Source organism: Spirosoma lituiforme (genome assembly GCF_054776635.1).
On the sequence record NZ_BAAHBO010000002.1, the window covers coordinates 479,633 to 496,894 of the forward strand.

The 17,262-nt window shown below is 54.2% G+C and carries 16 protein-coding genes; 10 read left to right on the forward strand and 6 right to left on the reverse strand.

The genetic code is table 11. The annotated features are described in order from the left end of the window. Positions 1-139: 139 nt before the first annotated feature. From ACYU87_RS10440 to ACYU87_RS10485, 10 genes are all read left to right on the forward strand, one after another. Positions 140-1,168 (forward strand): sugar kinase, encoded by a 1,029-nt coding sequence (locus tag ACYU87_RS10440; RefSeq protein WP_461134007.1) that lies wholly within the window; start codon positions 140-142, stop codon positions 1,166-1,168. Between the two features lie 6 nt (positions 1,169-1,174). Next, the gene (locus ACYU87_RS10445; RefSeq protein ID WP_461134008.1) at positions 1,175-1,843 is read left to right on the forward strand and encodes a beta/alpha barrel domain-containing protein; all 669 of its coding nucleotides are present in this window, start codon (positions 1,175-1,177) and stop codon (positions 1,841-1,843) included. 271 nt (positions 1,844-2,114) lie between these two features. After that, complete coding sequence (locus ACYU87_RS10450) at positions 2,115-2,816, forward strand: NUDIX hydrolase (protein WP_461134009.1); 702 nt, start codon at positions 2,115-2,117, stop codon at positions 2,814-2,816. A gap of 153 nt (positions 2,817-2,969) precedes the next feature. After that, positions 2,970-4,604 (forward strand): ribulokinase, encoded by a 1,635-nt coding sequence (locus ACYU87_RS10455; RefSeq protein WP_461134010.1) that lies wholly within the window; start codon positions 2,970-2,972, stop codon positions 4,602-4,604. A 79-nt stretch (positions 4,605-4,683) separates the two neighbouring features. Next, positions 4,684-6,174 carry an L-arabinose isomerase gene (gene araA, locus ACYU87_RS10460; RefSeq protein ID WP_461134011.1) on the forward strand — a complete coding sequence of 497 codons (1,491 nt, stop codon included), beginning with the start codon at positions 4,684-4,686 and terminating at the stop codon, positions 6,172-6,174. Positions 6,175-6,365: 191 nt separating this feature from the next. Continuing rightward, the gene (locus tag ACYU87_RS10465) at positions 6,366-7,907 is read left to right on the forward strand and encodes an alpha-N-arabinofuranosidase (RefSeq protein ID WP_461134012.1); all 1,542 of its coding nucleotides are present in this window, start codon (positions 6,366-6,368) and stop codon (positions 7,905-7,907) included. 116 nt (positions 7,908-8,023) lie between these two features. Further along, the gene (locus tag ACYU87_RS10470; protein WP_461134013.1) at positions 8,024-8,722 is read left to right on the forward strand and encodes an L-ribulose-5-phosphate 4-epimerase; all 699 of its coding nucleotides are present in this window, start codon (positions 8,024-8,026) and stop codon (positions 8,720-8,722) included. Between the two features lie 70 nt (positions 8,723-8,792). Then, positions 8,793-9,956 (forward strand): aldose epimerase family protein, encoded by a 1,164-nt coding sequence (locus ACYU87_RS10475; RefSeq protein ID WP_461134014.1) that lies wholly within the window; start codon positions 8,793-8,795, stop codon positions 9,954-9,956. An 86-nt stretch (positions 9,957-10,042) separates the two neighbouring features. After that, entirely contained in the window at positions 10,043-10,852 is an 810-nt protein-coding gene (locus tag ACYU87_RS10480; protein ID WP_461134015.1) for a class I SAM-dependent methyltransferase, read from the forward strand. An 11-nt stretch (positions 10,853-10,863) separates the two neighbouring features. After that, positions 10,864-11,469, forward strand: a complete 606-nt coding sequence (locus tag ACYU87_RS10485) for a thiamine phosphate synthase (protein ID WP_461134016.1) — start codon at positions 10,864-10,866, stop codon at positions 11,467-11,469. On the opposite strand, the gene ACYU87_RS10490 is transcribed toward ACYU87_RS10485, so the two are convergent. Genes ACYU87_RS10490 through thiS form a run of 6 tightly spaced genes read right to left on the reverse strand, consistent with a single transcriptional unit; the run spans position 11,438 to position 17,136 of the window. After that, a complete protein-coding gene (locus ACYU87_RS10490) occupies positions 11,438-12,511 on the reverse strand; it encodes a ThiF family adenylyltransferase (RefSeq protein WP_461134017.1) in 1,074 nt (357 codons plus the stop codon). The genes ACYU87_RS10485 and ACYU87_RS10490 overlap by 32 nt on opposite strands. Next, positions 12,508-13,644 carry a 2-iminoacetate synthase ThiH gene (thiH, locus tag ACYU87_RS10495; RefSeq protein WP_461134367.1) on the reverse strand — a complete coding sequence of 379 codons (1,137 nt, stop codon included), beginning with the start codon at positions 13,642-13,644 and terminating at the stop codon, positions 12,508-12,510. The genes ACYU87_RS10490 and thiH overlap by 4 nt, the downstream gene beginning before the upstream one ends. Continuing rightward, positions 13,644-14,420, reverse strand: coding sequence for a thiazole synthase (locus ACYU87_RS10500; RefSeq protein ID WP_461134018.1), 777 nt, complete (start codon positions 14,418-14,420; stop codon positions 13,644-13,646). The genes thiH and ACYU87_RS10500 overlap by 1 nt, the downstream gene beginning before the upstream one ends. After that, positions 14,389-15,051 (reverse strand): thiamine phosphate synthase, encoded by a 663-nt coding sequence (locus tag ACYU87_RS10505; protein WP_461134019.1) that lies wholly within the window; start codon positions 15,049-15,051, stop codon positions 14,389-14,391. Before ACYU87_RS10505 ends, ACYU87_RS10500 begins: the two co-directional genes overlap by 32 nt. A 1-nt stretch (position 15,052) precedes the next feature. After that, positions 15,053-16,930, reverse strand: a complete 1,878-nt coding sequence (thiC, locus tag ACYU87_RS10510) for a phosphomethylpyrimidine synthase ThiC (RefSeq protein ID WP_461134020.1) — start codon at positions 16,928-16,930, stop codon at positions 15,053-15,055. A 2-nt stretch (positions 16,931-16,932) separates the two neighbouring features. Then, entirely contained in the window at positions 16,933-17,136 is a 204-nt protein-coding gene (gene thiS / locus ACYU87_RS10515) for a sulfur carrier protein ThiS (protein WP_461134021.1), read from the reverse strand. Positions 17,137-17,262 lie beyond the last annotated feature (126 nt).

The window sequence follows — 17,262 nt, forward strand, 5'->3', positions numbered from 1 at the left end:
ATACCATCCATGAATCACGTTACTTCGTCTTCGACTGACAAATGGGTATGAACGAGCCAATAATTACTCTATTGGGTATAAATGACCGGCAAGGGTCCACTAAAATACCACTCGTTCGCTTATTTCCTGACTAGTAGATATGACCAGAATTTCCTGCTTCGGCGAATTATTACTACGCTTTTCACCCGTTGCCGACGGCGAATGGATTCGGCAGGGAACGATGCCGGTATTCGTTGGTGGGGCCGAATTGAACGTGGCAACGGCACTGTCCAACTGGGGCCTTCCGGTAAACTACAGCACCGTTCTGCCGGAAAATGCGTTGGCCGATGACATCATCGGATATGTAAACAGCCAGGGTATCAATACATCCGGTATTGTTCGATCCGGGCAGCGGGTTGGCAGTTATTATTTGCCCCAGGGAACCGATCTCAAGCATGCGGGCGTGATTTATGACCGCGCCTATTCATCGTTTTCTGAGCTTTTGCCCGGCAGCGTCGACTGGAACAATGTGCTCGATGATACGGCCTGGCTACACGTGAGCGCCATCAGTCCCGCTCTGAACGCCAATGTAGCAGAGGCCTGCCGGGAGCTGATGGCAGTAGCCTCGGCCAGAGGCATTACCGTTTCGATTGACCTGAACCACCGGGCGCGGCTGTGGCAGTATGGCATGGCCCCGACCGATGTTATGCCCGATTTGGTGGCGTACTGTGATGTCGTGATGGGAAATATATGGGCCGCCAATGCTTTATTGGGCATTCCGGTCGATGAACACATCCATACCAAAGGCCGACAGTCCGATTACGTAGCCCACGCGCAGGCCACCTCGGAGGCTATCCAGAAACAGTTTCCGCGCTGCAAAGTAGTGGCGAACACCTTTCGTTTCGACACACCACCGACGGGGCTTCGCTACTACACGACCCTGTTTACCGAGGGCCGTCAAGTTGTTTCCCCCGAATTGTTGACGGATTCAGTCGTTGATCGGGTAGGCAGTGGCGATTGTTTCATGGCGGGACTGATCTACGGTCTGTATCACCAGCATAGTCCTCAGCAAGTCGTTAATTTCGCGGCTGAAGCTGCCTTTGGTAAATTGCAGGAGTTCGGTGACGCCACCCGACAAACTGTTGCCGGTATTACAAACAGAATTTACGAATCAACCCCTTTACACTAACGCTTTATGTCAGCCTTCACGCCCGACCAAATCCTTAACCTGGTTATTAACCACCCCATTGTTCCCGTTTTCTACCACCCCGACGAAGCCCATGCACAAGCCATTGTGCAGGCCTGTTATGACGGCGGGCTGCGGGTATTTGAATTTACCAACCGGGGCGACAAGGCCCTGTCCGTTTTTACGGGTTTAATCCGATACGTCCGCGAAAACTGCCCTGATATGGCTATGGGAATCGGCACCATTCTGACAGCCGACGATGCAGAACAGTTTCTGGATGCCGGTGCCGATTTTGTGGTACAACCGGTTACCACGGCGGCCGTCGGGGACGTCTGCCGGGCACGGGGTGTTTCCTGGATGCCGGCGGGCTCTACCCTGAACGAGATTTATCAGGCAACGCAACTGGGAGCCGGAATTGTCAAAGTATTTCCGGGTAATGTTGTTGGGCCCGACTTCATCAAGGCCATTAAAGGCCCCATGCCCGGTCTGAAACTAATGGTAACGGGGGGCGTTGAACCCACCATTGATAGCCTGTCGGCCTGGTTTCGGTCAGGTGTCACGGCGGTTGGCATCGGCTCGCAGCTATTCTCCGGTCAGGGGTTGTCGCCCGATGCCCTGCGTGATCGAGTAGCGTCTCTGGTTAAGCTGGTAGCTACCTTTACGCCCAAGCCCGCATAAACACGGACCGCTCATGCGTCAGCCAAATTTGCCTGAGTGCCCATGGCTCATGTCATCACGAGCCATGGGCACTCAGCCTGTTTCCCCCTAAACGAACTACGTACGCAATCGTCGGTCTGCAACTTAATCAGTCAATAGATTAAATTCTGTCGGGTAACGTCAGTAGGTTTGAGGAACAAACTAGTTATACCTATTTAGCAGGTATATAATGTTGTTCTAATTAGTACTTCGTAGGCTGATCAGAACAGGTAGTTATCTTCAGCAACGGCGAATGATTCACTATACGCATCCCAGTCGAATTCTGGTAGCTCTGGATTGCATCATCTTCGGGTATGATGGCGAACAACTGAAATTGCTACTCATCAAACGCAATATGGAACCAGAGCAGGGCCGCTGGTCGCTGATGGGTGGTTTCTTACACGACAACGAAGACCTTGAAGCAGCAGCCCAGCGTATTTTATACGATCTCACCGGCCTGACCAACACTTACCTCGAACAACTTCAGACGTTTGGCGCCATATCCCGCGACCCGGTCGAGCGGACCATATCGGTTGTTTACTATTCGCTGGTCAATATTCAGGATCAGGACATCAATGCCATTCGGGCGCACAACGCTTCCTGGGTAAATTTAGAAGAGAAGCCGAGCCTGATTTTCGATCACGATGCGATGGTTGAGCAGGCACTTCATCGACTGCGATACAAGGCAGCTCTACACGCCATCGGCTTTGAACTTCTGCCCGAAAAATTTACCATTCCGCAGCTGCAAAAAGTGTACGAGGCCATCTATACCAAGCAACTAGACCGCCGAAATTTTAGCCGGAAAATTCTGTCCACGGATCTGCTGATCGGTACGGGCGAGAAAGATACAACGTCGGTAACCAAAAAAGGACAACTGTATCGGTTAAATACGACCAAGTACCAGGAATACCTAACCGACTATGTAAGTTTCTTTCCCGAACTGACCCTCTATTAGCCGAATTAGAAAAATAATCACGTTTTCTCATGGAAATAGTCTAAGAATGCGCTAGTATTGTGTCAGATAAACACCATTCTCAAAAGACCCCTTTTCGATTTAACCACATGAGCTGATAAGCCCTTTCGTCGGCGTCATGAACTTAGTCTAGCAATGAACAACTCTTACGTTATTGGCGTGGATTTTGGTAGCGACTCAGTCCGAGCGCTGGTAGTCAATGCCCAAACCGGCGAAACGATTGGCACCCACGTTCATGAATATAGTCGCTGGAAACAGGGGCTGTATTGCGAGCCCGCTCAATCTCAGTTCCGGCAGCACCCCCTAGATTACCTCGAAGGATTGACCGAAACGATCAATGGGGCTTTAGCCGGTGTTTCCGATGAGGTTCGGAAACAGGTTGTCGGCATCTCCATCGATACAACCGGTTCGACGCCTGGCCCGGTCGATGAAACAGGATTGCCCCTGGCTCTTCGCCCGGACTTCGCCGAAAATCCGAATGGTATGTTTATTCTGTGGAAGGACCATACGGCCAATGCCGAAGCGGAAGAACTCAATACGCTGGCGCACCATTGGGATGTCGATTATACCAAATACGTAGGGGGCATCTACTCTTCGGAATGGTTTTGGGCCAAGATTCTGCGTACGCTGCGGGTCGATGAAGCCGTTCAGCAACACGCCTTCTCCTGGGTTGAACACTGCGACTGGATATCGGCCGTACTGACGGGCAATACCAACCCGCTTACCATTCGGCGATCACGCTGTGCGGCTGGCCATAAAGCACTCTGGCATAGCGAGTTCGACGGATTACCATCTAATGATTTTCTAACCAAACTGGACCCGCTGCTGGACGGGCTGCGGGATCGTCTGTTCACGGATACGTACACATCCGATCAGCCGATAGGTCATCTGTCTGCCGAATGGGCCGAAAAACTGGGTCTTTCGACCAATGTTGTGGTCGGTGTCGGGGCTTTCGATGCGCACATGGGCGCTATCGGCGCTCAAATAGAACCCTATGCGTTTGTGCGGATCATTGGCACCTCGACCTGCGACATCCTGATGGCTCCCAATGAGGAAATCGGGCATCGGCTTATCCGGGGCATTTGCGGCCAGGTCGACGGCTCCGTGGCACCGGGAATGCTGGGACTGGAAGCGGGCCAGTCGGCATTCGGCGATCTCTACGCCTGGTTTTCCCGACTGATTACAGGACCTGTACGCGACCTTTTGGGTAACGAAGCCGCTGATACAATGAGTCGTCAGTTGATCCCGCACTTATCGGCGCAGGCGGCCAACCTGCCGGTTACACCGACAGATAGTATCGCGCTGGACTGGATCAACGGTCGGCGAACACCCGACGCCGATCACACCCTCAAGGCAGCCATTTCAGGCCTAAACCTTGGTACCGATGCGGCAAAAGTGTTCAAAGCCCTTGTGGAAGCGACCGCCTTTGGTTCCCGCAGCATCGTCGATCGGTTTATTGAGGAAGGCGTTCCGATCAAAAAAGTGATCGCGATTGGTGGTGTCGCCAAAAAATCGGCGTTCGTCATGCAGACCCTTGCGGATGTGCTGAACAAACCCATTCAGGTTGCCAGCGCCGATCAGGCCTGCGCTTTGGGAGCCGCCATGTGTGCGGCCGTAGCGGCTGGCGTTCACCCCACCATGGAAGCGGCTCAACAGGCGATGGGCTCAGGATTCGATGCAGAATACCACCCCCGGCCAGCGTACGTGGCTACTTACGAAACCCTCTATCAGAAATACCTGGCCCTGGGCGCTTTTGTCGAAGGGAAGTGAGTATCGTCAATAATGAAGTAAGGTTAGTGGTGTCAATTTCTTAAAACTGACACCACCACATAAAAACATTTTTTCACTAATGCTTGATCTGAAACAGTTTGAAATTTGGTTCGTTACGGGGAGCCAGCACCTATACGGCGAAGAAACGTTACGTCAGGTAGCGGAGCACTCGCAACTCATTGCGCAATCGTTCGACAAGTCGCCGAAAATTCCGGTACGGGTAGTGTATAAGCCCGTTGTGAAAACGCCGGATGAGATTTATGCCATTTGCCAGGAGGCCAACGTAGCCCCCAATTGCGTGGGCATTGTCACCTGGATGCATACGTTCTCGCCCGCCAAAATGTGGATTCGGGGCTTGTCCGTGCTTAAAAAGCCACTACTCCACCTGCACACCCAGTTCAACCGCGACATTCCCTGGAGCTCCATCGATATGGACTTCATGAACCTCAACCAATCGGCCCACGGCGACCGGGAGTTTGGGTTCATCATGTCCCGAATGCGCCTGAACCGCAAGATCGTTGTTGGCTACTGGGAGCAGGATGATGTGCTGGCTAAACTGGCCGACTGGTGTCGCGTGTCGGTAGCGGCTTACGAACTGAAAACAATGAAGGTCGTTCGCTTTGGCGACAACATGCGGCAGGTGGCCGTTACGGATGGCGATAAAGTTGCCGCTGAAATAACCTTTGGCATGTCGGTGAATACGCACGGTATTGGCGATCTGGTTTCGGTAATCAATCAAATAGCCGATGGCGACATTGACCAACTGGTAGCCGAATACGCAGACACCTACACGCTGATGGATTCGCTGCTGCGGGGCGGGGCTCAGCACGGTTCGCTCCGGGATGCAGCCAAGATTGAACTGGGCTTGCGGGCTTTTCTGAAAGACGGCAATTTCTCCGCATTTACGGATACGTTCGAAGACCTACACGGCATGGCGCAGTTACCCGGCATTGCAGCCCAACGGTTAATGGCCGAAGGGTATGGCTTTGCGGGAGAAGGCGACTGGAAAACAGCCGCTATGGTCCGCACGCTGAAAGTGATGGCGGCTGGCCTTAAAGGCGGCAACTCGTTCATGGAGGATTACACCTATCATTTTGATCCATCCAATCCGCTGGTGCTGGGTTCGCACATGCTCGAAATTTGTCCGTCCATTGCCGCCGATAAACCCACCTGCGAAATTCATCCGCTGGGTATCGGAGGTAAGGCCGACCCCGTCCGGCTGGTGTTCAATGCCCCGGCTGGCCCGGCCATCAACGTATCGCTGATCGATATGGGTAACCGTTTCCGCCTGCTGGTCAACGAAGTCGAAGCCATCGACGTACCGGAAGCACTTCCGAAACTACCCGTAGCACGTGCCATCTGGAAACCCATGCCCGATATGCAAACGGGTTGTGCCGCCTGGATTCTGGCTGGGGGTGCTCACCACACGGTGTACAGCCAAAACCTCACAACCGACCACATTGAGGATTTCGCCGACATCTTCGGGGTCGAGCTGGTCGTCATTGACCGGAATACCAACCTCCGCCAGTTGAAAAACGAGTTACGCTGGAGCGAGGTGTACTATAAATAAAGCGCGAAATCGGACCGCAGCCGCGGACGGTCGCCGAAGCGGAGTGAATGAGCGAAAGAGCGTTTTTCGGTTCCGTGGTCCGTGTCCTCACGGACCGCTCGTACGCCAGCTTGCCGGATAGATGACCCGTGAAGATACGGACCACGGAAACAGAATGAATAAGCGAAAGCCTTTTCATCCATGAAACCATTATGAAAAAACAATTCCTTACCCTAGCCTTTGCCTGTTTTGCGCTTAGTATCTCGGCACAAAACAAGGTGACCATTGATGCTGGTGATGGCAAAATCGTTATCAACAAACATATTTATGGGCACTTCGCCGAACACCTGGGCCGCTGCATCTACGGCGGGTTCTACGTCGGCGATAACAATAAAACCATTCCGAATAAAAACGGAGTGCGGCTCGACGTGGTCGATGCGCTGAAGAAGATGAAAATTCCGAATCTGCGCTGGCCGGGCGGCTGCTTCGCCGATACGTACCACTGGAAAGACGGCATTGGTCCGAAAGCCAAACGGCCCAAAATCGTCAATACCTGGTGGGGCGGTGTCACGGAAGATAACAGCTTCGGTACGCACGACTTCCTGAACATGTGCGAACTGCTGGGAACCGAGCCGTATCTGGCCGGTAACGTCGGCAGCGGTACCGTGCAGGACCTCAGCGAATGGGTGCAGTACGTCAATTTCCCGAGCAACAGTCCCATGTCGGCGCTGCGGCAGCAGAACGGGCGGTCAACCCCCTGGAACGTTAAGTACTGGGGTGTCGGCAACGAAGCCTGGGGTTGTGGAGGAAACATGAAACCCGACTATTACGCCAATATCTACCGGCAGTACAGCACGTTCATGAATGGGCAGGTCGGCAAGGAAAAGATCTTCCGTATCGCATCAGGAGCCAGTTCGGATGATTACAACTGGACTGAAACGCTTATGAAAAATATTCCCGGCAACATGCTCGAAGGCGTAGCGATGCACCACTACTCCGTGTTCGGCTGGGGTGAAAACGCGAAAGGGTCGGCCACGGAATTTACCGAAACCGACTACGCCCACACCATGAACGAGGCCCTGAAAATGGACGAGTTCGTGCAGAAGCATTCCGACATCATGGACAAGTACGACCCGAAGAAAAAGGTCGCGCTGGTCGTCGACGAGTGGGGTGCGTGGTACAACGTTGAGCCGGGTACGAATCCGGGATTTCTTTTCCAGCAGAACACCATGCGCGACGCCGTACTGGCGGGGGCTACGCTCAATATTTTCCACAAACACGCGGAACGGGTTCGAATGGCTAACCTCGCGCAGGCGATCAACGTACTACAGGCCGTTATTCTGACCGATGGGCCGAAAATGCTGCTGACGCCCACCTATCACGTGCTGGAAATGTATAACGTTCACCAGGATGCGACGATGCTGCCCGTCAGCGTGAAAGCGGACGACTACAAAGTGGGTGAGTATAAACTCCCCGCGGTATCGGTTTCTGCCTCGCGCGACAAGGCTGGAAAAACGCACATTTCGCTGGTCAACATCGACGCCGGAAAGCCTCAGACGATCACGGTAAACCTGAAAGGGATCAGCGCGAAAAGCGTATCAGGCCGTATCCTGACGTCGGCAAAAGTGCAGGACTACAACACTTTCGCCCAGCCGAACAAAGTGAAACCCGCACCCTTCTCCGGTGCCAAACTAACCGGCGATGAACTAACCGTTACGCTGCCCCCGGTATCGGTGGTGGTATTAGAAATGTAAAGAGCGGTTCAAAGAGTGAAAGAGCGAAAGAATGAAAGAGCGACTGTTCAGCGGTGCATCTTTCTTCGGACGGAAGCTTTCGCTCTTTCGCTCATTCACTCATTCGCTCTTTAACCATGTACAAATCCCTCCAAAACGAATGCTACGAGGCTAATATGCAGTTGCCGGAGCTGGGGCTGGTGCTGTTTACCTTCGGCAACGTCAGCGCTGTCGATCGCGACAAAGCCGTGTTTGCCATCAAGCCCAGCGGGGTGCCATATGCCCTGCTCAAACCCGAAGACATCGTGATCTGCGACTACGACGCGAAGATTGTCGCCGGAACCATGCGCCCCTCGTCGGATACGAAAACGCACGCGTTGCTGTATAAAACCTGGAACGACATTGGCGGCATTACACACACCCACAGCACCTACGCTGTGGCCTGGGCACAGGCGGGTATGGACATCCCCATCTTCGGAACGACCCATGCCGACCACACCCATCAGGATATTCCCTGCGCACCGGCGCTGACCGACGAAATGATTCAGGGCGATTACGAACACGAAACCGGCAACCAGATTTTCGACGTGTTCCGGGAAAAGGGGCTATCGCACAAGGAAGTCGAGATGGTCCTGCTGCAAAATCACGGCCCGTTCACCTGGGGAAAAACCGCCGAGAAGTCGGTCTATAACGCAGCCGTGCTGGAAGAAGTGGCCCGGATGGCCTATATGACGCTTCAGATCAACCCCGACACGCCCCGGATCAAGGATACGCTACGGCTGAAACACTACGAACGGAAACACGGAAAAAACGCCTACTACGGGCAGGGTTGCTAGGGTGTATAGTATGAAACCCCGCCACCACTCTTTACGTAGGGATATGTTTTATGGTAAACCTTACTCCTTTATGAAGCTTCTGCCTCAACTTTTATCGCTGGCCCTGTTAACCAGTTGCTTAACTATGACTTCCTGCTCATCCAAGAAAGAAAATCAAACCGACGAATCGAAGCCGGGCATCGAGAAAACCGTGTACGGCAAACTCCCCGATGGCCGGGAGGCCGATCTGTACACGCTGACCAATGCGTCGGGTATGACGGCCCAGATCACAAATTATGGCGGCATCATCGTTGGGTTGAAAACACCCGATAAAGACGGCAAATTTGAAGACGTAACCTTAGGGCAGGATTCTCTGTCGGCTTACGTGAAGAACAACCCGTTTTTTGGGGCGTTGGTTGGCCGGTACGGCAACCGCATTGCCAAAGGAAAATTCACGCTTGAGGGTAAGGAGTATAACCTGTTCATCAACAACATGGGCAACCACCTGCACGGCGGTAAAGTAGGTTTCGATAAAGTACTCTGGACCGCTACCCCGGTTAACGGCGATGAACCCGCTCTCAAACTGGCTTATACGGCTAAAGATGGCGAAGAAGGTTACCCCGGTAATCTGGCCGTCGAAGTAACGTACACCTTGCAGAAGGACAACGCGCTCAAGATCGATTACAAAGCAACGACCGACAAGCCAACGGTCGTGAACCTGACCAACCACACGTACTTCAACCTGACGGGTGGTGCCAAACGCGACATTCTCGACCACGTCGTGACGCTCAACGCGGACAAGTTTATCGCTGTCGACCAGACCCTGATTCCAACGGGCGAACTGAAGCCCGTAGCCGGTACACCGTTCGACTTCCTGAAGCCAACCGTGGTGGGTAGCCGCATCAATGACTCAACCGATACCCAGATCAAATACGGTGGCGGATATGACCACGGCTGGGTGCTGAACGGACCTGCCGATTCGCTTAAACTGGCAGCCACCGTTTACGAACCCACCAGCGGGCGCGTGATGGAAGTTCGCACGACAGAACCAGCCGTTCAGTTTTATACCGGCAATTTCCTGAATGGACAGGTGGTTGGTCGGGAAGGGTTCGCGTACAAGAAACGTTCTGCGCTCTGCCTCGAAACGGAGCATTACCCCGACTCCCCAAACCATCCGGCCTTCCCAACAACCGAGCTGAAGCCCGGTCAAACGTATAAGACCACAACCATTTACCAATTCTCGACGAGGAAGTAAACCGTTATTACGTGCATCGGACTGGTCAGAATGACAACAAAAGACCCAGGTCGCGTTAACGCGACCTGTTTTTATTTCCCTTGGTTATGATTAATCAATCCATTACAGACCGGGCGAAGATGCCCGAAGCCCACAACCCGGTTCTGGAACGCCGGACCGTCGAGAACGCAAATCGTAACCTGCTCAAGTATTTACGACCCGGTTTAGCAGTACTCGATGTGGGTTGCGGATCGGGTGCCATTACACGCAGTATCGCCGGCAAAACCGGACCTACGGGTCGGGTGCTGGGCATCGATCCTGGTTCAGCCCTGATTGAGCAGGCCGGCCAACACGCAGATGCTATATCCGGCCTCGCCTTTCAGCAAGCCGATGTCTACTCGTTTGATACCGACGAACGCTTCGATCTGGTCACCTGCGCCCGTACGCTGCAGTGGCTGGCCCAGCCCAAAGTGGCTCTTGCAAACATGAAGCGATTGGTCAAACCCGGGGGTCATCTGGCGATTCTTGACTTCAACCACGAAAAAATCGCATGGACGCCCGATCCACCCAAAGCGATGCAACTCTTCTATGACGCCTTTTTACGCTGGCGGCAGGATGCGGATTTCGACAATGCCATCGCCGACAACCTGGCAGAGATGATGTACGGCATCGGCTTCCCGACCGTGCAGGTAACTGAACAAGTTGAACGAACCCAGAAAGGCGATTCTGATTTTAGCGTAGCCAGCCGTTTATGGTCCGAAGTGGCCGAGTTGCGCGGCCCTCAACTGGTCGATGCCGGGTACATTACCGAAAGCCAGCGCCAGCAGGCCATTACGGATTATGACCAATGGATTGCGACTATCGGGGAGTCAATGGCGGTGTATTTGCTGGCCGTCGAAGCGCAACAACCAGCGTAAAACAGGTTTTTATGATGCCCGCAAACCCGTTTCTGCTGATTGGAATAACCGATGGTAGCCCACAAAGCCAGGACAGCCAGACGCTGACCGATCTTTTAGTGAATGGCCTTGATTTCATCTACTGGCGCGCCCCCGCCAACCCGAAGGATGCGATGACATTATCGTCTTCTGTTCAGGAAGTCTTACTGGTGTCGGCACCTTCTGCCAATGACATTCAACACCCATTCAGATGGCATTTGAAAGAATCAGACCGGCGTAAACTTCCTGGGCACACCCGGTGCTTTTCCACCAGTATTCACCGGCTCAACGACTGGCCTACCCTATCTGGACAGACTGAACTTGCGCTTTATAGCCCGATTTTTTCCAGCATCAGCAAGCCCGGTTATGGGCCATCGGTCAGCTTAGCTGAAATCGACCAACAAATCGTATCGATCCGCCAGCAATCGGTTCAGCTACCCCGCCTAATTGGGTTAGGCGGCATTCATGCCGACAACATAAACGCCGTAAGATTAGCTGGTTTTGATGGAGCCGCCCTGATGGGTGCTCTCTGGCAAGCCCCTGATCCCGTCGATGCCTTACTAAAGATCAGGGCCAGTCTCCGTATTGAAGCGCCTTAACGGCGTTGAGCCCCCCGCGTAGGTTGACGACGTTCTTATAGCCATGAGCAATTAGTAATTCGACGGCTCGTCGGCTCCGCCCGCCAGACTGGCAGTGCACCACAACGGGACAATCCGTCGGAATCAACTGTAGCTGACCGACTAGTTCCGCCAGCGGTATCAGCAGCCCGCCCAGGTTGGCTCGCTCGTACTCATCCGGTTGCCGGACATCAATCAGCACGGGCGCGTCAGTTACGGACAACCACGTTTGCAGATCCTGCGCCGTGATCTCCGGAATAGTATCTGCACACGCTATCACCGATTCAGGTAACGCCGTGATGGCTTTGTTCGCCGGATTTGCCGGGAACGAAAACGTATTGAACGAAACCGTCAGCGCGTTGAAGACCAGCAGTGTACCACTAAGCAAATCACCGATACCGGTGATGAGTTTGATCACTTCGTTTGCCATCAAGCAACCGGTCAGGCCTGGCAATACACCCAGCACGCCCACCTCGCCACAGGCTTCCAGATCGCTCGGTTCAGGATACAGACAACGGTAGGTGGGCCCGTCTTCGTAATTGAAAACGCTCACCTGTCCATCGAATTTATAAATCGATCCAAATACGAGTGGCTTCTTCAGCAACACACAGGCATCATTCACCAGGTAGCGCGTCGCAAAATTATCCGACCCATCCACGACAATATCGTAGCTGCTCAGGATCGACAGGGTATTTTTAGCATGGAGAAAAACAGGGTGGCTCACCACTTGACCATAAGGATTCTGATGGGCCAGAACAAGCGAAGCGACATCCGCTTTCCGCTGTCCGATATGCTCGGGGGAGAAAAGAATCTGCCGTTGCAGATTGCTTTCCTCTACTACATCGCCATCAATTATGCCCATCGTACCCACACCCGCAGCCGTCAGGTACTGCCCCACCGGACAGCCGAGTCCACCGGCTCCAACGATCGCTACGCGGGCCTGTTTCAGCTGCTGCTGACCGGTCAGACCCACTTCGGGCAACCGGATGTGCCGGTCGTACCGGTTCCGTTCTCCCTCCGTCATATCCCCATCAGTGTTTGATCCCAGTCTTTCCAGATGGGCTCGTAGCCCTGCCGCTGGATAACGGCTACCATTTCTGCCGGGCTGCGTTCATCCGAAATTTCGAACTGCTCCAGCGACTGCGGTTCGACGGCATAGCCGCCCGGATTGGTTTTTGACCCGGCACTCAAACCCGTAATGCCCAGCTTTAACACGTGATCGCGGAAGCGGGGCGTTTCGCGCGTGGACAGGGATAACTCAACTTCTTCATTGAACAGACGATAGGCACAGATCAACTGTACCAGATCCCGATCAGACATACACCGATCAAAGGATTTCGAAGTAATGATATCGTTCTGCAGCTGATCAATCGGGCGCAGGCGCGGAAACGAGATACTGTAGCGCGTCTGCCAATACGTACGTTCCAGGTACTGCAAGTGAGCCGCCGTGAAAAAACTATCGGTCCGCCAGTCGTCAAGGCCCATCAGGGCACCCAGACCGACCTTATGAACGCCTGCCTTGCCAAGCCGGTCGGGGGTTTCGAGCCGGTACAGGAAGTTCGATTTTTTACCCTTCGGGTGATGCGTTTTGTAGGTTTCCTGGTGATAGGTCTCCTGGTAAACCAGTACGGTGTTCAGCCCTTCCAAAATTAGCTCTTCGTAGTCCGGCTGGTCCAGCGGCTGCACTTCCATCGAGATATGGGCGAAGTAGGGTCGCAACAACCGGATGGCATTTTTTAGGTAAGGGACACCAACGGTCTGGTTTGCCTCCCCCGTTACCAGCAGCACATGGTCATACCCGAATTCCTTCAATGCTCCCGCTTCCTGCCTGATCTCACTGTCGGTCAGCGTTTTACGGCTAATGCGATTATCGAGACTAAACGCGCAGTAAGTACAAATATTCTGGCATTCATTGGAAAGGTACAGGGGCGCGTACAGTTGAATCGTTTTACCAAACCGTTTTTGCGTGAGCTGGTGACTGAGTTGCGCCATTGGCTCCAGATACGGTTGGGCCGCCGGCGAGATCAGGGCCTTGAAGTCATCGAGGGTGCGCCGGGTATTGCCCAGTGCCCGCTCAACCTGCCGGGCGGTGGTGGCGTAAATGTCGTGCTGGATAGCGTTCCAGTCGTGCGTGTCAAACCAGGTGTTCCTCGTCATCATTCATCCAGAAAAGCAGTGAGCGGACTACTGGCGTGAGCCAGCGCAGACGGGCGGGCCAGCCGGGCTTCGTAGGCCAGTCGGCCAGCCTCAACGGCCAGTTTAAACGCCTGCGCCATCTGCACAGGGTTATCGGAGACCGCAATAGCGGTGTTAACCAGTACAGCATCGGCTCCCAGTTCCATGGCCGCAGCCGCGTGGGAGGGCGCACCCAGCCCCGCATCGACCACTACCGGAACCCGGCTCTGCTCAATTATGATCTCCAGAAAATCGAGGGTTCGTAAGCCTTTATTCGTGCCGATGGGAGCGCCCAGCGGCATCACGGCGGCCACCCCAACCTCTTCCAGCCGTTTGCACAAAACAGGGTCGGCATGGATGTACGGCAGCACCACAAAGCCAAGATTTACCAATTCTTCGGCGGCTTTTAACGTTTCGATGGGGTCTGGCAATAAATATTTTGGATCCGGGTGAATTTCCAGTTTCAGCCAGTTTGTTTCCAGCGCTTCGCGGGCCATCTGAGCCGCAAATACCGCTTCTTTGGCCGTACGGACACCGGACGTATTTGGCAGCAGACTCATCTGTGGATGAGCCAGATGCATCAGCATGTCATCCTGATCATTGTAGGCATCAATCCGTTTAAGGGCCACCGTCACCAGCTCCGTCCCCGAAGCGAGCAACGCGTCTTCCATCAGGCGGGCCGAACCAAATTTACCCGTGCCCGTGAATAGCCTGGACCCGAACGTTTTACCGGCAATCGTTAGCGGTTGTGTAGTCATTCCCGTTGAGTTCAGCGGTTAAAGAAGCCAGATGCATTAAAAACAGGCGCGTTTGCGCAACAGGGTCCGGTGCATTCGTGATAGCCGACGACACCGCAATTCCCTGAAAGCCAAGCTGCATTAAGGCGGGCACATCGTCGATGGTGATTCCGCCAATAGCAATGACAGGAAGCGAAATGTGTTGACCAGTCAGTGCGATCAGGATACGCCGGTACCCGTCCAGCCCAAGAACAGGGCTCAATTTTTCCTTGGTCGAGGTGAACCGAAACGGTCCCAGCCCAACATAATCGACGCCGTCGCGGTGGTGGGCCCGAATGGTTTCTACCGTGTTGGCGGTCCCGCCAATCAGACATGTCGCACCCAGCAACGTACGGGCTTTAGCAACGGGCATATCCTCCTGCCCCAGGTGTACACCGTCCGCTCCAATGTCGCCTACCAAGTACGGGTTGTCATTGATGATCAGGCGGGCCTTATGCTGGCGGCATACGGCCAGGGTTTCCAGCGCAAGCGCTTTCCAATCGGCATACGTCCGGTTCTTCACCCGAAGCTGTATCCAGTCGGCCCCGGCCCGGCAAGCCGTATCGGCCTGCGCGGGTTGGGTAACAATGTAGTGTAGGGGACTGATGTTCATTCTATAGATAAAGCTGACTACCCTGCTCGGCAAACTCCTTCGATTTGGCCTGCATGGCTTTCTCAAGAACGTCTTCATCGACCATCCCGTTTTGCGCAGCATAGTCGCGTACATCCTGCGTAATCTTCATCGAGCAGAAATTGGGACCGCACATGGAACAGAAATGAGCCGTTTTAGCCCCCTCGGCGGGTAGTGTTTCGTCATGAAATTCCCGCGCCGTATCCGGATCAAGGGCCAGATTGAACTGGTCCTCCCAGCGAAACTCGAACCGGGCTTTGCTCAGGGCATTATCCCGGTATTGCGCACCGGGGTGTCCTTTAGCCAGATCGGCCGCGTGAGCCGCAATTTTATACGTGATCACGCCGTCTTTCACATCTTTTTTATTAGGCAGACCAAGGTGTTCTTTGGGGGTCACGTAGCACAGCATGGCCGTACCAAACCAGCCAATCATAGCCGCCCCAATAGCCGATGTGATGTGATCGTAGCCGGGAGCAATGTCCATTGTCAGCGGCCCAAGTGTATAAAACGGGGCCTCGTCGCAGTGCTGGAGCTGCTTGTCCATGTTGGCTTTGATCATGTGCATCGGCACGTGGCCCGGCCCTTCAATCATAACCTGTACATCGTGTTTCCAGGCTATTTTGGTGAGTTCACCCAGCGTTTCCAGTTCGGCAAACTGCGCAGCATCGTTAGCGTCGGCAATGGAACCGGGTCGCAGGCCGTCACCCAGCGAAAACGACACGTCGTAGGCCTTCATGATGGCACATATTTCCTCGAAATGGGTGTACAGTAAATTCTCCCTGTGGTGGGCCAGACACCACTTGGCCATGATACTCCCCCCCCGCGACACGATTCCCGTTACCCGGCGGGCCGTTAGCGGAATGTACCGCAGCAACACCCCGGCATGAATCGTGAAGTAATCGACGCCCTGCTCGGCCTGCTCAATGAGCGTGTCCTTAAAGATTTCCCAAGTCAGCGCTTCGGCTTTGCCGTTCACTTTTTCGAGCGCCTGGTAAATGGGCACCGTTCCCACGGGTACCGGGCAGTTGCGGATGATCCATTCGCGGGTTTCGTGAATATTCTTCCCCGTCGATAAATCCATCAGCGTATCGCCACCCCACCGGCAGCTCCACACGGCTTTTTCTACTTCTTCCTCGATACTCGACGAGACAACCGAGTTGCCGATGTTGGTGTTGATCTTGACCAGAAAATTACGGCCAATGATCATCGGCTCGATTTCCGGATGGTTGATGTTGGCGGGAATGATGGCGCGCCCGGACGCTACCTCCTGCCGGACAAATTCGGGGGTGATGTATCCTTTCGGTGTGTTAGCCCCGAAGCTATTGCCCGGATGCTGCTGCCAGAGGCCAGAATCATCATTGAGGGTGTCGATGCGCTGGTTTTCCCGAATGGCGATGTATTCCATTTCGGGGGTAATGATCCCCTGCCGGGCGTAGTACAACTGCGTGACATTACGGCCTTCCCTGGCCCGCAACGGATGGCGGATGTGCGCAAACCGCAGCGCATCCAGCCGTTGGTCAGCTAGTCGCTGGTTGGCGTAACCGGACGAAAACGCCGTTTGTTGTTCGACATCGCCCCGGTCCAGAATCCACGATTCGCGCAGGCGGGGAAGCCCCTGCTCCAGGTCAATTTCGACGGCAGGGTCCGTGTAGGGCCCGCTGGTATCGTAAACTGTGACGGGCGCATTGGGCGTTCGATCATGGCGGCTGCCGCCGTGTGCGATCGTATCCGACAACGTAATCTCGCGCATGGCGACGCGAATGTCGTGCAGTTGACCCGGTACGTAAATTTTCCGGGACCCCGTTAGCGGCTGCCGCGTAATGGTTTGCCCGGTTGGTAATTGCTCGGCTTTCTGGTTCATGGTCATCCTCCCTGAGTAGCTTGTAAAATCGTGATCTTGTCACTGCCGGACAGGCCAACCTGTTCCCAGTCGGTGCGGGGAATGATGCTGTTGTTGACGGCAACAGCAATGCCTTTTTTGTCGACAAGGGCCAATTCGGCGAGCAGGCTTTTGAGCGAAGCCGTCGGTTGCGTGTCAACAGACTGGTTATTGACGAATACGGTCATAGACGTGTGCGTAGTTGCGCTACAGACACCCGCTACAGGAGAAAACCCAACGAAGAAAACGGGGAAAGAAACTACCGAATGGCAACCAACAGGCCGGACGGAGAAACCGCACGAAACGCTGTCACA

Coding starts and splice junctions, on each gene's coding strand:
- ACYU87_RS10440 (WP_461134007.1), top strand. CDS start 140: ATGACCAGAATTTCCTGCTTCGGCGAATTATTACTACGCTTTTCACCC.
- ACYU87_RS10445 (WP_461134008.1), top strand. CDS start 1,175: ATGTCAGCCTTCACGCCCGACCAAATCCTTAACCTGGTTATTAACCAC.
- ACYU87_RS10450 (WP_461134009.1), top strand. CDS start 2,115: ATGATTCACTATACGCATCCCAGTCGAATTCTGGTAGCTCTGGATTGC.
- ACYU87_RS10455 (WP_461134010.1), top strand. CDS start 2,970: ATGAACAACTCTTACGTTATTGGCGTGGATTTTGGTAGCGACTCAGTC.
- araA (WP_461134011.1), top strand. CDS start 4,684: ATGCTTGATCTGAAACAGTTTGAAATTTGGTTCGTTACGGGGAGCCAG.
- ACYU87_RS10465 (WP_461134012.1), top strand. CDS start 6,366: ATGAAAAAACAATTCCTTACCCTAGCCTTTGCCTGTTTTGCGCTTAGT.
- ACYU87_RS10470 (WP_461134013.1), top strand. CDS start 8,024: ATGTACAAATCCCTCCAAAACGAATGCTACGAGGCTAATATGCAGTTG.
- ACYU87_RS10475 (WP_461134014.1), top strand. CDS start 8,793: ATGAAGCTTCTGCCTCAACTTTTATCGCTGGCCCTGTTAACCAGTTGC.
- ACYU87_RS10480 (WP_461134015.1), top strand. CDS start 10,043: ATGATTAATCAATCCATTACAGACCGGGCGAAGATGCCCGAAGCCCAC.
- ACYU87_RS10485 (WP_461134016.1), top strand. CDS start 10,864: ATGATGCCCGCAAACCCGTTTCTGCTGATTGGAATAACCGATGGTAGC.
- ACYU87_RS10490 (WP_461134017.1), bottom strand. CDS start 12,511: ATGACGGAGGGAGAACGGAACCGGTACGACCGGCACATCCGGTTGCCC.
- thiH (WP_461134367.1), bottom strand. CDS start 13,644: ATGACGAGGAACACCTGGTTTGACACGCACGACTGGAACGCTATCCAG.
- ACYU87_RS10500 (WP_461134018.1), bottom strand. CDS start 14,420: ATGACTACACAACCGCTAACGATTGCCGGTAAAACGTTCGGGTCCAGG.
- ACYU87_RS10505 (WP_461134019.1), bottom strand. CDS start 15,051: ATGAACATCAGTCCCCTACACTACATTGTTACCCAACCCGCGCAGGCC.
- thiC (WP_461134020.1), bottom strand. CDS start 16,930: ATGAACCAGAAAGCCGAGCAATTACCAACCGGGCAAACCATTACGCGG.
- thiS (WP_461134021.1), bottom strand. CDS start 17,136: ATGACCGTATTCGTCAATAACCAGTCTGTTGACACGCAACCGACGGCT.